Below are 14,406 nucleotides of genomic sequence, written 5' to 3'. Positions count from 1 at the left end.
AAACCACGGTTCAGACCGGGCGACAGATCCAGTGCAGGTAACGCCCCAGCCCCGCAAAACTCGGGTGCCGACGGTGGGCCAGCTCCATTTCCAGCAAGTCGATCAGTTCGGCACGGGCCTGAAACTCTACCGGCATGTAGTCATGAAAAACCCGCACTCCGCTCTGGGTTTCGACCTGCCACAAACCTTCCAGTTGCGTCGCCAGCTCTCGCGGATCCAGAGGCATCTGCGGGGTCAGGCTCTGCTTCTCGCCGGCCATGTCGTTCTTGCGCATCTTGCGGAAATGGCCCTTGAGCAAGTTGCGGTAAATCAGCGCATCGCGGTTATAGAACGCCAGCGACAGCCAGCCGTCTTTGGTCGTCAGTTGATGCAGCACCGGCAGAATCGCGTGAGGTTCGGCCAACCACTCCAGCACCGCATGGCACAGCACCAGATCGTAAGGCTCGGTGAGTTGACCGAGCAGCTCTTGCCACGGAGCCTGGATAAACGTCGCCGCTTGCCCGGCCTCGGCGAAGCGCTGGCGGGCGCCTTCGAGCATCGGTTCGGCAGGCTCGGCCAGGGTCACCTGGTGCCCGCGCTGGGCCAGCCATAACGACATGTGTCCAAGGCCGGCGCCGATATCCAGCACCCGCAACGGGCGATCCGGCAGGGTTTCAGCCAGGTCGGCCTGCAGCACCGCCAGACGGATTGCGCCTTTGGCACCGCCGTAGATTTTTTCGGCGAAACGGGTCGCCAACTGATCGAAATGACGGTCGCTCATCAGCTGAACCGCCGTTCGCTGTCAGCCAGCTTGCTGCGTACTACCTGTTCCATGTCCAACCCCAGCTCGCTGCACAGCAGCAGTAGATAAAGCACGATATCGCCGACTTCCTGACCGGCATGCGCCAGTTTGTCCGCTGGCAACTGGCGCGACTGGTCTTCGCTCAACCATTGGAAAATTTCCACCAGCTCGGCCATTTCGACACTGGCGGCCATGGCCAGGTTCTTCGGGCTGTGAAATTGCCGCCAGTCGTTGCGGTCACGGATGCAGTGCAGGCGTTCGGTCAGTTCAACAAGGTTCATCGGGCTCTCCTGAAGGCGTATAGCTTCGGGCGGATGGCGGATGAAGGCAAGCACCGAACACTGCTGTCGTTTCGTGACAGTTCGCGAGCAAACCCGCCTGTGTGTTTAGACTTGAAGAGGTGGGTGGGACTAAAAGTCCCGATTCTGACTCTACCCAGTACAGAACGCAGAAGCTTGCCCAGTGGGTGCAGACGTTCAGTTACTATTCGCCAATTCAAACCACCAAACCTCTATGCTTCAAGGGCGCTCGCCAGCCCTGACAATGGCCAAAGCGCTCAGCGCCGGCACCCACTCTTTCATCAGGACGTACACATGCAGGTAGATAGCTTTTTCGAATGGCTTGGCCAGGCGCTGGGTTCGGTCATCCGGTTCATCGTCGATACGCTCAGTGGGTTGTTCAGTGCCTTGACTCACGCCAGCGGCAATTTTGTCGACGGGCTGTCACGAGCACTGGGCATGGAGCCCTCGATCATCAGCATTCTCGTGCTGATCATCGGCTTGATGCTGCTGTACTCGGCGGTCCGCGCGTTCATGCGTGCGTCGATCATCGCAGGGATTATCTGGCTGGTGCTGGGGTTGTGGGTGTTGAGCTGGGTGGTTCACTGAACAACACCTCGCTCACACACGCACAACCTGTAGCAGCTGCCGAAGGCTGCGTTCGAGGGCGAAGCACTCGCCAAGCTGACGACGCGGTCATCCAGAGGGACCTTGGTATGCCATTCACGACGGCTTCGCCGCCGAACGCAGCCTTCGGCAGCTGCTACAGGTGAGGTGCCGAGCCCGAAATCCCTTGACTTACCGGCATCTGAGCAAGCTCCCTCCTCACAAAAAGCCCGCTTTCACAAGACCACTGACGCTTGGATCTGCCGCTACAATGCCCGCTCTCGAAAGGAGCCTGAATGTCTACGTTGATCACCGATTGGCGCGATCGTGCGACCCATCGCCGCGTCTGGGCGCTTGCCGCGCCGATGATTCTTTCGAACATTTCCGTGCCACTGGTGGCGCTGGTCGACAGCACGGTGGTCGGCCACCTGCCCCACGCACATCAGCTCGGCGCGGTCGCGGTGGGCGCCAGCCTGTACACCTTTCTGGCCTGGGCCATGGGGTTTCTGCGCATGGGCTCGACCGGGTTTGCAGCGCAGGCAGCCGGGCGCGGTGATGGCGCGGCATTGCGGCAGATCCTGCTGCAAGGCTTGCTATTGGCGATGGGGCTGGCGCTGCTGCTCGGGATGCTGGGTGTACCGCTCAGTGGCGTGGCGTTGCACTTCATGCAGCCCTCTGCCGAGCTCGATCAACTGACCCGCGAGTTCTTCCACACCCGGTTGTTTGGCTTACCGGCAGCGCTGGCCAGTTATGCGCTGGTCGGCTGGTTCCTCGGCACCCAGAACGCCCGCGCACCGCTGGCGATTCTGCTGACCACCAACCTGGTGAACATCGCGCTGAACCTGTGGTTCGTCCTGGGTCTGCAATGGGGCGTTGTCGGGGCGGCCCGTGCTTCAGTGATCGCCGAATGGACCGGCGCCCTGCTCGGCCTGGCCATGACCCGTAACGCCCTGCGCGCCTACCCCGGGCATATCGCCTGGGCGGCACTGGCGCTGTGGCAGAGCTGGCGGCCGCTGCTGGCGGTCAACCGGGACATTTTCATTCGCAGTCTGGCGCTGCAATCGGTGTTCTTCATGGTGACCGTGCAAGGCGCACGGCTCGGCGATGCGACGGTGGCGGCCAATGCATTATTGCTCAATGGCTTGCTGTTGACCGCCCATGCCCTGGACGGCCTGGCCCACGCGGTGGAGGCTCTGTGCGGCCATGCCATCGGTGCCCATGACCGTCAGGCTTTGCGTCGGTCCCTGGTGGTTGCCTGCGGCTGGTCATTGATTGCCAGTCTGGGTTTTGCGCTGCTGTTCTTCTGCGCCGGGCATTTGTTCATAGAGATGCAGACCAACATCCAGAGCGTGCGCGACACTGCGTTCGTCTACTTGCCGTACCTCGCCGCACTGCCACTGATCGCCGTCTGGAGCTACTTGCTCGACGGCCTGTTCATCGGCGCCACCCGTGCCAGGGAAATGCGCAACGGCATGCTGCTGACGGTGCTGCTATTGCTGCCATTTGCCTGGGCACTGCAAGGGTTCGGCAACCATGGCCTGTGGCTGACCTTCCTGCTGTTCATGGTGCTGCGCAGCCTGATGCTTGGGGCATTCGCCTGGAACCTGCGCAAAAATGATGGCTGGTTCACCGTATGAACATCGTGCTGCTCCAACTCGTGTAGCAGCTGCCGAGCCCGCGAGGCTGCGTTCGACTGCGAAGCAGTCGTTGAATCAGGCAGCGTGTTCTTTCAGGCAAACCGCGTACTCAGGATTTACGAGGACTTCGTCCGAACGCGGCCCGCCTCGAACGCTGCCTCGCGGGCTCGACAGCTGCTACGAGTGCAGTTCTTCATCGTGATTTGGCCTGCAGGACGCGGTGAGTTCAGGGCCGATAGCTTTGCCAGCGGTTGCGCAAGCTGTCGAGCCGCTCTTGCTGAGTGCGCCCCGGCAGGTGTGCTTCGGGTGTGGCTGACGGGTATTGCAAACGTAATCGCAGCCAGCCATCGAGCACAGTTTGCTCGCTGAAGCCGTGTTCGAGTCCTTCCTGCACAAAAGACCAGATCGCGCCAAAGTCGTGGCCCGTCGAGCGACTCCAGTACCACGCATGGCGCTCCAGCAGGCAGGTTTGCAACTTGTTCTGCTGGCGAAGGCTGAGGCTGTCTTCGATGGCGAGTTCACTGACGGCCAATCGCGGATTGACCAAATGCAACCAACCCAGACTGCCGATCGCCCGGTCCTCCCAGGTTCCACCGTGCCAGTACAGTTTATCGATCGGCCCCAGCCAGCGGCTCAACTCGCGGGCATCACTGGCATCAAAAAAGTAACTGGCGATAAAGGGGTTGTAGTAGCTGAGCAAGCCTTTGTAATGAAGCCCGAACGTGACCGTGAGCATACGTCGAAGGTGCCCGAGCAATTGCTCCGGGGATGCAGAGCTGACCAGCAGCAACCCCGGCCAGTCCGCCGGCTCGTCGTGGCAACATTGCATCAGCGGCGATTGCGCCGACAGTTCGATCAACTGCGGCCCCTGGTCGCGCAATGCATGCAGGTCGGTGTTCTCGAACAACGCATAACACGGTACGTCGGCAAACCGTTGCTGCAGGCTCCACCCTGCCTGCGGCGAACCTGGTACATCCAGCAAAAGCCATTGAGCCGACTGGGCAGCGATCATGCCGCACCACTTTGGCCAAGCCCTGCCACTGTGCGGCAGGTGCAGATCGCTTGCCGGCAATGCATGAAACTCCCCCCGCCGGGTATCAAACACAGCAACACCAAGGGCTGACTGCCCTGAACCAATGCCAACAAGTCATGGCGATCATCGGGCGACAATTCCTCCCGTGCCGGGAGCGCCTCCCCGGCCATTGAAGGCAGGGAGGTTTCGACAGGCAACACGCCGTCGACATTCAACGGCGCCCCCTGAAATATGCCGGTGATCAACGGCTGGTCCGGGTCGCCCTCGATAAAGCTCACACAGACCTCAACCCCCGCCGTCAAACCGGCAACCGACTCTGTAGACAACTGGGGCGAGACCGGCAGCCAACAATGGCTGGGCCGTGCACCCTCGCCCTGATAAAGCCAATCGAACTGCACGGCGATGCGTTGGGCCGCGTCGCTGCGAGGTTCGTCGACATTGACCACCCAGCCACGTTGCAGGCTGTTCATCCGAGGCTTCTCGCTTGGACGAAACGCTACGAACGGCGCCTCCCAGGGAATCGCATCAATGCGGTTGCGGTAGTACGGCAACTGCGCCTGACTGCCCGAATGCTCGACCCGGGTCAGCAACCACAGGTGATTCCAGTCAGCAAACGGATGGCCCGACAACGCCATCAGCATGCCGCTACGCAGGTTCGGCAGGTCCGTTTCGCCTGCTGCGACAGGTTTCGGCAATCCATCGTGACGTGCCCCATCGGCATGAGCATGAACCGTGAAACGCCTGACAGCGGGTACCGTGCCTTGGCTATCAAAGGGTGTGCCGGCACCTGGAGACGAACTGCGCCGAGTGTCGGCAAAGATCAGGCAATGACCGTGCTTGCGGTGCTGAAAATGGTAGTGAATCCGCTCTTGCTCACACAGGCGCTGAAGAAACGCCAAGTCCGACTCACGGTACTGGGTGCAAAATTCCCGCACGGGGTAGTCATTCCGGAGTTCGAATCGACAGTTTTTTTCGTCTATACCGTGTTCTTTCAGTACCTGCACCAGAATCTGCGGGACTGACAGGCCGCTGAAAATTCGCTGGCTGCAGCGTTGCGCCAGGCAGGCCAGCTTCGGCCCAAGGCACAGACGCCAGAGCGCCGGCACCGCGTCGTCATGAAGCGGGGCAAGGTCATGAATCTGTCCGTGGATACCGGTGCCCGCACCTCCAAACCCCAGGTACGCCGAGCGAAACATCAGGCTCGCGATATCCAGTCGCAGCTCATCGAACTGCAGATCCAGCTGAAAGACAAAGGGCTGGCTGATGGACTCGCAACCGGTAAAGGCGACAACGACAAAGGGTTGGGGCTGACCCGCTATCTCCAGACGAAATGACGGCTCGTTGACGGGATCGAACATCGGCGTTTCTCTACAGGAGGGACGGCCGGGGATTCTCGCTGAGAGACATGGCCGAGTAGAGTGCCGAAGTACAACTTAGGAAATGGCCTACGCGAAATGAAGACCACACAGCGTTGAAAGTGCGTGGGCACGGCAAATCGCTACAAAAATAAAGAAATGCCGTACCAGGTCCTCGGAAAACGCCGCACTACGCGGAGTATTTTCCGACAACCTGGTCACAGCGGTTCGCTACCTCAAGAAGACAGGTAAGACGAACGAGTCAGACCCAGGCGCAAGGCATCGAGGTACTGGGTGCGCTCGGTGGCACTGATTCGAGCGCTGGCCACTTTGTCGCGGTAGTGCGTCATCAGCTCTTCCGGCGACAAGTGCACGTAACGCAGCATGTCTTCGATGGTGTCATGGGTTTCGATACCGGCGTGGTAAACGCTGCCGTCGGCATTCTGGTAGATGTTTACCGAGTCGGTGTCACCGAACAGGTTGTGCATGTCACCGAGAATTTCCTGGTAAGCGCCCACCAGGAAAATCCCCAGCAGGTAGTCTTCGCCATCATTGAGACCGTGTACCGGCAGGCTGGTTTCGATGCTCTGCTCGTCGACGTATTGCTTGATCTTGCCGTCGGAGTCACAGGTCAGGTCTTGCAGCACGGCACGGCGCATCGGCTCTTCATCAAGACGGTGCAGCGGCAGGATCGGCAGGACCTGGCCGATCGCCCAGGTGTCCGGCAGGCTCTGGAATACCGAGAAGTTGCAGATGTATTTGTCGGCCAGCTTGTCGTTGAGTTCGTCGAGCACCTGACGGTGCGAGCGCTGACGGGCTTTCAACGAGTTGTGCAGGCGACGGCAGACAGCGAAGTAGCATTGCTCGGCCAGGGCTTTTTCGGCCAGGGTCAGCTTGCCATCGGCGTACTGGGTGGCCACGTCGCTCATGTAGTGAGTCGCGCGCCAGTAGGTCTCGGTGACCATCTCGATATCGGTCGGGCCGAGCAGGTCGACCAGCCATTGCACGGTTTCCGGCAGCTCTTCCTTGTTCTCGATCATCGGCACGTCGTCGTTGTGTTTCTCGACGTCGGTGACCTGTACCACCAGCATGGCGTGGTGAGCGGTCAGCGAACGACCACTCTCGGAGAAGATGTTCGGATGCGGCAGGCTCTGCGCGTCGCAGAATTCCTTGAGCATGCCGACCACGACACCGGCGTAATCGTCCATGTCGTAGTTGATCGAGCTGGCGTTGCGCGAGTGGGTACCGTCGTAGTCGACGCCCAGGCCACCACCCACGTCGATGTGATCCACCGGCAGGCCAAGGTTGCGCAGTTCGCCGTAGTAACGGATCGCTTCCTTGAAGCCGTGCTGGTAGTCCGCCAGGTTGGCGATCTGCGAGCCCATGTGGAAGTGCAGCAAACGAATGCCCTGATCCAGACCGGCCGCACGGAAGCGCTCGACTACCGACAGCAACTGGGCAGCAGACAGCCCGAACTTGGATTTTTCGCCGCCAGTATCAGCCCATTTGCTCGATGCCAGGGACGACAGGCGAACCCGCAGGCCGACTTGGGGCTTGACCTTCAGCGAGGCGGCCTCTTCGATCACCAGGCCGACTTCGGATTCTTTCTCGATCACGATGAACACGTTGTGACCCAGCTTCTGGCCCATCAGTGCCAGGCGGATGAACTCACGGTCCTTGTAACCGTTGCAGACGATGGTGCCGCCCTTTGGCGCCAGGGCCAGCACGGCCAGCAGTTCCGGCTTGGAACCGGCTTCCAGGCCAATGGAGACGTTCTGGGTGGCGATGATGTTCTCGATCACCGCTTCCTGCTGGTTAACCTTGATCGGGTACAGCGCGGTGTACTTGCTCTGGTATTCCAGACGCTCGATATTCGCGTCGAAGGCGCCGGTCAGCTGACGGACACGGTCCTGCAGGATGTCCGGGAAGCGCACCAGCAGTGGCAAGGACAGGCCGCTTTTGCGCAGCTGTGCGACTTGTTCGAACAGATCGATAGGTGCGCTGCTCGGGCCGTTCGGACGAACTTCTACGCGACCGGCGTCACTGATCGCGAAATACCCGGCCCCCCAATGGCGAATCCCGTAAACACTGCGGCTGTCCGCAACTGTCCATTGGCTGCCATCGTCTTTGCGTGTGCGTCGTACGGACATCGAAGTCCCCTATAAAGAAGTCAAAGAGCGCCACCCGGGTTGAGGGCTGGCGCAGTCTAAAGTGAAAAAATGACGATTAGCCTGCAAGCGGGATAGACCACACTTGCAGCGCTGAGTTTAGAAACCGGTCAGAACAGGCTCTGTGAAAACCATGGAGACGACGTTCAACCTGAATCGATCAGGACTGCATCAAGTCGGGGTGGTTTTCACAGAGGCTGCTAGCCGCCGGATTTCTTCGCTTTGAAACCGTGTTTGATCAGCTCGGCCAAGAGTAGCTCGACATGATCACCCTGGATCTCGATGATCCCGTCCTTCAACGCACCACCGGTGCCGCAACGTTTCTTCAACGTCGTGGCAAGCTCCTTGAGCGCGTCTTCAGCCAGCGGCACGCCGCTGATCGTGGTCACCGTCTTGCCGCCCCGGCCCTTGCTTTCGCGGCGCACGCGCGCGATGCCGTCGCCGGCCGGGATAACGGTTTGTTTGCAGATGCAGGCTGCCACCGGCTGGCTACAGTCCGGGCAATGTCGACCTGCGTCGGTGGAAAATACCAGGCCACCAAGGGCGGCGAAGGATGCGGCTTTTTTGGCCACCGGCAATCCTCTTGGGAGGACAAAGACTGGTCGCAGCAACTTTGGCAAGTGCTATCGACCGCGAAGCCCCACTCAGGCAGGGGCAGCGCTATGGGCTAATTAGCCCTGGGGCAAAGCTTGATCGCGAAGGATGTCAACGATAACGCGTGCCGTCAGACAGTACGCGGTGCCATTACGTTCTTCGCGAGCAAGCTCTGCTCCTACAAAGGTCGCGCAGTGTAACGGCAAAAAGCGCACTTGCTAAGAGCCAATCGGCGCCATTTTATAGATCTTTTGCGACGCCCTTCAGAGCGTCACCCCCGCGTGCGCGCAGATAGCGCTTCAACGCCGCCAGAGAGTCCGGGCAGTAAGGCTTCTGCGTGATTTCCAGCATCACCTGTTCGATGGGAATAAAGCGGGCCTGAAGCACTTCTTCCGGCTGCAGGATCAATGGTCCGTCCCAGACTGCCGAAAACGCCGAACACCACAAGCGGTTGCCGGTGTCCTCAAAAAAAAAATGATCATGGGCGGTCAGCTCGACCCCGCTGACGCCCAACTCTTCTTCCAGTTCACGGGCCGCCGATTCGGCGTAGGTTTCGGTCGCCAATACCATGCCGCCCGCCGCCACATCCCAGAATCCCGGATAGATGGCTTTGCTGAACGTGCGCTGATGCACGCACAGTTCACCGGCCGAGTTGAACAGCATGATGTAAGTGCCGCGCCCGATCAGCCCGCGCTCGCGCAAGTCCGAGCGCACCAGCGAACCGAGCAGGTTGTCCTGCTCGTCGACCCAGGCGATCTGTTCGGCGTCCGAGGCCGCGCGGTGCGCAGCCTCATTCAGGTTATCGGCCATGACTCAGCCCTGATTGAGCAATTGACGCAAATCGATAACTGCCGCGTTGGCCCGCGAGATGTAGTTGGCCATGACCAGCGAGTGGTTGGCCAAAATCCCGAAACCGCTGCCGTTGAGGATCATCGGGCTCCAGACTGTTTCCTGGGAGGCCTCCAGCTCACGAATGATCTGGCGCACGCTGACCGTGGCGTTCTTCTTCGCCAACACATCGGCGAAATCGACTTCAATGGCGCGCAGCAAATGCGACAGTGCCCAGGCCTGACCACGCGCTTCATAGAATACGTCGTCGATCTGCAGCCAAGGGGTTTCCACCCGCTCTTCATCCACCTGCGGCACCTGACCCGGCGCCAGGGTTTCGGTTTTCAGCGCGGTGTTCAGCTTGACCCGGCCAACACTGGCCGACAGCCGTTGCGACAGCGAACCCAAACGGGTCGCGACATCACCCAGCCAGTTGTTCAGGTTGTCGGCACGCGCATAGAACTGCGCGTTTTTTTGCGTTGGATCGGACAGGCGAGCCTGGTAGCGGCTCAGGGAGTTGATGCCTTCCTGGTACTCCGACTCGCTGGACGGCAGCATCCAGCTCTTGTTATCGAAGTTGAAACGCGGCTCGGCCTTGGCCAGATCGGCGTCTTCAGCCGATTGCGATTGCGAACGGGCAAAATCTTTACGCAAGGCGCGAGTCAGATCGCGTACCTGCACCAGTACCCCGTATTCCCAGTTCGGCATGTCGTCCAGCCACACGCCTGGTGGAAAACGGTCGTTGGAAATATAGCCACCCGGCTTGTGCAGCAAGGTACCGGCGACGGTCTTGAGGGTTTCGACCGTGGTGTAGCCGATGACCATCTGCTTGCCTTCCTTCTCGGCGGCCAGTTGTGCGTTCTGCTGAACCGGGAACAGCGCAGGTTCATGGCTCCAGTACCAGCCCACGGCGAGGACCACCAGCAAATACAGGCCGATCAAGGTGGCCAATGCGCGGCTGAACAGCAGGCCACCTAAATAGCTGCGGGTTGCCGACTTGGGTTCGGCGGCACGTTCAGGCGCGCTGCCTGTGCGGTTCTTCCAGTCCAGCATGGCGATATCCTTTCAATCACTTGAGTTCGTCGGTTCGACCACAACCCTACTCCATCGTGCTTTGTCGCGAGCAGATTAAATCTGCCCGGCAGACCGTGGATCGCACAGTGGCCGCGAATCGAGCAGCCACTATAAATGAAGCACAGCGTTGATCCTATGCGACCAGTCGGTCAGGAACTGAATAACGTCGCTTTACAGTTTATTGATGTACGACACTCATGGCATCGGAAAGAGGTGCTAGCATAGAGCCACCAGTCGACCTCAGCATGCACCCTAACTAGTAGTCAGGATATGACCGAGCCAGAAGACCCCAGCCGTGAGCGCCTCAAGCACCACTTTGCCCAGCGGGTAATTCATCAAGCACGTCAGATTCTTGAGATATGGCAGCGCCTGCAACGCTGCGAATGGTCAGGCGCCGACCTCGCAGAGCTGAGTGAAGCGAACCTGCGGCTGCTGCGTTTCGCCGAACGTTTCGAACAACCCGAGCACACCCACCTGGCGCACAGCATCAGCCAGTCGCTTGCAGCCGTCGACGCCAATCGCGGACGCCTGAGCAGCGGGCTGATCACCGACCTCAATCGTCTGATGCAGCGCCTGTCGCGCACTGGCCTGCGGCATGGCGACCAGCTCGAACAAACCTTTTTACCGCCACTGCGCAAGCCGATCTACGTGATGCTGCAAGATCACGACCGCGCCGAGCGACTGGCCAAGCAACTCGAATTTTTCGGTCTCAGCGCGCAATCGCTGGACAGCGTGGCGGCGTTTCGCTCCTCGATGGTCGAGCGGTTGCCGGCAGCGATTGTCATGGACGTCGACTTCAGCGGCCCCGGCATGGGCCTGCAATTGGCAGCCGAAGCCCAGGAAGGCCTGGAGCAGAAACTGCCGCTGCTGTTTTTCAGCCTGCTGGAAACCGACACCCCGACCCGCCTCGCGGCCGTACGTGCCGGCGGCCAGGAGTTTCTGACCGGCACCCTCGAAGCGTCGAGCCTGCTGGAAAAGATCGAAGTGCTGACCTGCGTCGCCCAGTACGAACCTTATAAAGTACTGATCATCGACGACTCCCGTGCCCAGGCCCTGCACACCGAGCGCCTGCTCAACAGCGCCGGGATCGTCACCCGGACCTTGATCGAGCCGATTCAGGCGATGGCCGAACTGGCGGATTTCCAGCCGGACCTGATCATCCTCGACATGTACATGCCGGCCTGCACCGGCACCGAGCTGGCCAAGGTGATCCGGCACAATGACCGCTATGTCAGCGTGCCGATCATCTACTTGTCGGCCGAAGACGACCTGGACAAGCAGCTCGACGCCATGAGCGAAGGTGGCGACGACTTCCTGACCAAGCCGATCAAGCCGCGGCACCTGATCACCACCGTACGCAACCGTGCGGCCCGGGCGCGCAACCTCAAGGCGCGGATGGTCCGTGACAGCCTGACCGGCCTCTATAACCACACCCATATTCTGCAATTACTCGAAGACTGCAGCTTCCGCGCCCGCCGCGAGAACAAGCCATTGAGTTTTGCGATGCTCGACATTGACCATTTCAAGCGGGTCAACGACAGCCACGGCCACCCCATGGGCGACCGGGTGATCAAGAGCCTGGCACTGTTTCTCAAGCAACGCCTGCGCAAGACCGACTTCATCGGCCGGTATGGCGGTGAAGAGTTCGCCATCGTGATGCCGGACACCGATATCGAATCGGCTTATAAAGTGCTCGATGAAATCCGCCAGCGCTTTGCCGAGATCCACTACCCGGCCCAGCCGCAAGACCTCTGGTGCACCTTCAGTGCCGGCGTGGTGGACCTGCATGAAGAGTGCGACAGCCTGATGATGGCCAGCCAGGCAGACGAGGCGCTGTACCGGGCCAAGCACGCCGGACGTAATCGCGTTCAAGCGGCGCGGTCGTCGAATCAAAGTGCCACTTTTTCACCTGAATCCACTGATTCGGTCATAACTCTGTAACACAAACGCAATAACTTCAGGCACTTACCATTCTGTCGTTGGTAGAACCGCGATGCGCCTGAAGTTGCTGACCAATCTCAATACCCTGCTTCTAGTCGCGGTGTGCCTCGCACTCGGCGCCACACTCTGGTGGTCGCAAAAAGCCCTGGAGCGTCCTTATCTGTTGATGGAGCGCTACCTGGGCCTGTCGCAGCACTTTCAAAATCAAGTGGCGCGTAACGTCGAAGATTACCTGGCCAGCGGCGATGCCCTGCGCCTGAGCAGCGCCAGCCAGGCCATCGAAACCCTGCAAAAAGAACTCGACGAACTGCCGTCCGAGCTGGCTGACAGCGTGCGGCCGAGCCTTGCCAGCCTCGATGACTTCAGCAAGACCGACCTGTTGGCCGCCGGCAAACTGGCGGGTGATCCGCAAGCCTTGCTGCTCCAGGCCGAGCGCGAACTGGGCGCCAGCCTGGAGCAACTCAGCCAATACGCCACCAGCGCCAATACGCCTGCCGCTGCCGCCTATCTTCCGCCCTTGCTCGTAGCCTCGCAGCACGTCGGTAAACTCTCGCTGGCCCGGGACAAACTGGTCAGCAGTGGCCGCAGCGAACTGGCGGCCGATGTCGAGCGCGAGGTCAGTAGCATCCGCACTCAGGCCGAGCTGATCGAAGCGCTGCCGCTGCTTGGCGTGACCGCCAGTAAAGAATCGAACACCGACGATTTCTCGGCGATGATGGGCCTGGAAAACACTGAAAAAACCGTCGCCGAAGATGCCGGCACCGGTTTCAAACGCGAACTCGCCAGCCTGCTAAGCCGCTACCCCGCCGAACTCGGTCGGACCCGCGAACAGATTCAGAAACGCGCCGACCTCAGCGCCGCCACCCACCTGAAAATCGCCGCCGTACAGCAGGCCATCGCCGGGCTGGAACCGACCGTGCGCGCGCAGCATGGGCAAATCCAGGGTGAAGTGCGGCTCATGCAGGGCGTAATGATCGGCCTGATCCTGCTGATCGCGCTGCTGATCGACACCTTGCAGCGTCGCCTCGCCCGCGTGCTGACCAATTTGGCGCCAGCGCTGTCGACCTGGGCCGAAGGCGACTTCAGTCGGGACATCCAGCTCGGCGCAACCAACCGTGAACTGCACGATATTCAAGAATCGCTGAATCGCCTGCGCGCTTATCTGGTGGATCTGGTCGGGACAATCCGGCTGAACGCCGAACAGGTTGCCGGCAGCAGCCGGGTATTGGCCGAACTGAGCAGCGACTTGCACAGTGGCGCCGAACATCAGGCCGGCGACACCGCGCTGATCCGCGACTCGCTTGGTGAGCTGGAAGCGACCATTCAGCAAGTCGCCGGCGATGCCAGCCAGGCTGCCGACGCCAGCCGTCACGCCGGTCTTGCGGTCGAGCACGGGCAAAAAGTCATTGGCTTGAGCCTGACCGGATTGCACGCGCTGGTCGGCGAAGTCCAGGGCAACGCACAAATGATCGAGCATCTGGCCGAAGAGTCGGCCACCATCGGCGGCGTACTGACAGTGATTCGCTCGATTGCCGATCAGACCAACCTCCTCGCCCTGAACGCGGCAATTGAAGCCGCCCGCGCCGGGGAAATGGGCCGCGGTTTTGCGGTGGTTGCCGAGGAGGTTCGTTCACTGGCGCAACGCACTGCCGGCGCTACCGCAGAAATCCAGACCTTGATTGCCGGCTTGCAACAGGCTGCGCGGCAATCGGTAGAAGGCATGCGCGCCCAGGTCGAACACGCGGAAGCCACCGCCAACCAGGCACAAGCCGCTGACGGCGCACTGGATAAAATCGTCGGAGCCATCCAGACCATTGCCGACACTGCCGTGCGCATCGCCGATGTCACGGCGCAGCAAAGTGGCGCTGTCAGTGAGATCCGCGATCACAGTGAGCGGATTCACCAGTTGGGTGGGGATAACCTGGTGCGTATCGGTGAAGGCCGCAGTCAGGGCGAGAACCTGCTGGTGCTGGGTGGGCAATTGCACACCGCCGTTCAGGCCTTCCGCGTCTGACACCAACTCTGAGCGACGCTGATCTCTGTGGCGAGGGAGCTTGCTCCCGCTGGGTTGCGCAGCAACCCTGAAACCTGCCACTCGGTTGTTTCAGGCA

General features: G+C 60.5%; 12 protein-coding genes. 4 read left to right on the top strand and 8 right to left on the bottom strand.

The window, feature by feature from the left end; all coding sequences use genetic code 11:
- Positions 1-10: 10 nt before the first annotated feature.
- Complete coding sequence (locus AC3WK5_RS05920; RefSeq protein WP_103316940.1) at positions 11-760, bottom strand: methyltransferase domain-containing protein; 750 nt, start codon at positions 758-760, stop codon at positions 11-13.
- Positions 760-1,062 (bottom strand): MazG-like family protein, encoded by a 303-nt coding sequence (locus tag AC3WK5_RS05915; RefSeq protein WP_054595452.1) that lies wholly within the window; start codon positions 1,060-1,062, stop codon positions 760-762. Before AC3WK5_RS05915 ends, AC3WK5_RS05920 begins: the two co-directional genes overlap by 1 nt.
- Before the next feature lie 312 nt (positions 1,063-1,374).
- Here AC3WK5_RS05915 and AC3WK5_RS05910 point away from each other — a divergent pair, with 312 nt between their 5' ends.
- Together AC3WK5_RS05910 and AC3WK5_RS05905 are read left to right on the top strand one after the other, a co-directional pair.
- Entirely contained in the window at positions 1,375-1,668 is a 294-nt protein-coding gene (locus AC3WK5_RS05910) for a hypothetical protein (RefSeq protein WP_054595451.1), read from the top strand.
- A 293-nt stretch (positions 1,669-1,961) separates the two neighbouring features.
- A complete protein-coding gene (locus tag AC3WK5_RS05905; RefSeq protein WP_103316942.1) occupies positions 1,962-3,302 on the top strand; it encodes an MATE family efflux transporter in 1,341 nt (446 codons plus the stop codon).
- A gap of 226 nt (positions 3,303-3,528) precedes the next feature.
- On the opposite strand, the gene AC3WK5_RS05900 is transcribed toward AC3WK5_RS05905, so the two are convergent.
- The 6 genes from AC3WK5_RS05900 to AC3WK5_RS05875 all read right to left on the bottom strand — a co-directional run bounded on the left by AC3WK5_RS05900 (position 3,529) and on the right by AC3WK5_RS05875 (position 10,333).
- Positions 3,529-4,314 carry a DUF4123 domain-containing protein gene (locus AC3WK5_RS05900; RefSeq protein ID WP_103316944.1) on the bottom strand — a complete coding sequence of 262 codons (786 nt, stop codon included), beginning with the start codon at positions 4,312-4,314 and terminating at the stop codon, positions 3,529-3,531.
- Positions 4,311-5,693 (bottom strand): contractile injection system protein, VgrG/Pvc8 family, encoded by a 1,383-nt coding sequence (locus tag AC3WK5_RS05895; protein WP_103316946.1) that lies wholly within the window; start codon positions 5,691-5,693, stop codon positions 4,311-4,313. The genes AC3WK5_RS05900 and AC3WK5_RS05895 overlap by 4 nt, the downstream gene beginning before the upstream one ends.
- A 233-nt stretch (positions 5,694-5,926) precedes the next feature.
- Complete coding sequence (gene speA, locus AC3WK5_RS05890) at positions 5,927-7,840, bottom strand: arginine decarboxylase (RefSeq protein WP_054595447.1); 1,914 nt, start codon at positions 7,838-7,840, stop codon at positions 5,927-5,929.
- Between the two features lie 218 nt (positions 7,841-8,058).
- Entirely contained in the window at positions 8,059-8,430 is a 372-nt protein-coding gene (locus AC3WK5_RS05885; RefSeq protein ID WP_054595446.1) for a translation initiation factor Sui1, read from the bottom strand.
- Positions 8,431-8,692: 262 nt separating this feature from the next.
- A complete protein-coding gene (locus AC3WK5_RS05880) occupies positions 8,693-9,262 on the bottom strand; it encodes an NUDIX hydrolase (protein WP_103316948.1) in 570 nt (189 codons plus the stop codon).
- Positions 9,263-9,265: 3 nt separating this feature from the next.
- Positions 9,266-10,333, bottom strand: coding sequence for a DUF2333 family protein (locus AC3WK5_RS05875; RefSeq protein WP_103316950.1), 1,068 nt, complete (start codon positions 10,331-10,333; stop codon positions 9,266-9,268).
- 291 nt (positions 10,334-10,624) lie between these two features.
- Between AC3WK5_RS05875 and gcbA the strand changes: the two genes are divergently transcribed.
- Both gcbA and AC3WK5_RS05865 read left to right on the top strand, forming a co-directional pair.
- Positions 10,625-12,295 (top strand): diguanylate cyclase GcbA, encoded by a 1,671-nt coding sequence (gcbA, locus tag AC3WK5_RS05870; protein WP_103316952.1) that lies wholly within the window; start codon positions 10,625-10,627, stop codon positions 12,293-12,295.
- A gap of 52 nt (positions 12,296-12,347) precedes the next feature.
- The gene (locus tag AC3WK5_RS05865) at positions 12,348-14,309 is read left to right on the top strand and encodes a methyl-accepting chemotaxis protein (RefSeq protein ID WP_103316953.1); all 1,962 of its coding nucleotides are present in this window, start codon (positions 12,348-12,350) and stop codon (positions 14,307-14,309) included.
- Positions 14,310-14,406: the final 97 nt, after the last annotated feature.

Source organism: Pseudomonas sp. FW306-02-D09B (assembly GCF_058782685.1).
This window is presented reverse-complemented; position numbering and strand designations above follow the sequence as displayed.

Bases quoted from the DNA above. Each gene is read 5' to 3' on its own strand.
- AC3WK5_RS05875 (WP_103316950.1), bottom strand. From the start codon at position 10,333: ATGCTGGACTGGAAGAACCGCACAGGCAGCGCGCCTGAACGTGCCGCC.
- speA (WP_054595447.1), bottom strand. From the start codon at position 7,840: ATGTCCGTACGACGCACACGCAAAGACGATGGCAGCCAATGGACAGTT.
- AC3WK5_RS05910 (WP_054595451.1), top strand. From the start codon at position 1,375: ATGCAGGTAGATAGCTTTTTCGAATGGCTTGGCCAGGCGCTGGGTTCG.
- gcbA (WP_103316952.1), top strand. From the start codon at position 10,625: ATGACCGAGCCAGAAGACCCCAGCCGTGAGCGCCTCAAGCACCACTTT.
- AC3WK5_RS05920 (WP_103316940.1), bottom strand. From the start codon at position 760: ATGAGCGACCGTCATTTCGATCAGTTGGCGACCCGTTTCGCCGAAAAA.
- AC3WK5_RS05905 (WP_103316942.1), top strand. From the start codon at position 1,962: ATGTCTACGTTGATCACCGATTGGCGCGATCGTGCGACCCATCGCCGC.
- AC3WK5_RS05900 (WP_103316944.1), bottom strand. From the start codon at position 4,314: ATGATCGCTGCCCAGTCGGCTCAATGGCTTTTGCTGGATGTACCAGGT.
- AC3WK5_RS05880 (WP_103316948.1), bottom strand. From the start codon at position 9,262: ATGGCCGATAACCTGAATGAGGCTGCGCACCGCGCGGCCTCGGACGCC.
- AC3WK5_RS05895 (WP_103316946.1), bottom strand. From the start codon at position 5,693: ATGTTCGATCCCGTCAACGAGCCGTCATTTCGTCTGGAGATAGCGGGT.
- AC3WK5_RS05865 (WP_103316953.1), top strand. From the start codon at position 12,348: ATGCGCCTGAAGTTGCTGACCAATCTCAATACCCTGCTTCTAGTCGCG.
- AC3WK5_RS05915 (WP_054595452.1), bottom strand. From the start codon at position 1,062: ATGAACCTTGTTGAACTGACCGAACGCCTGCACTGCATCCGTGACCGC.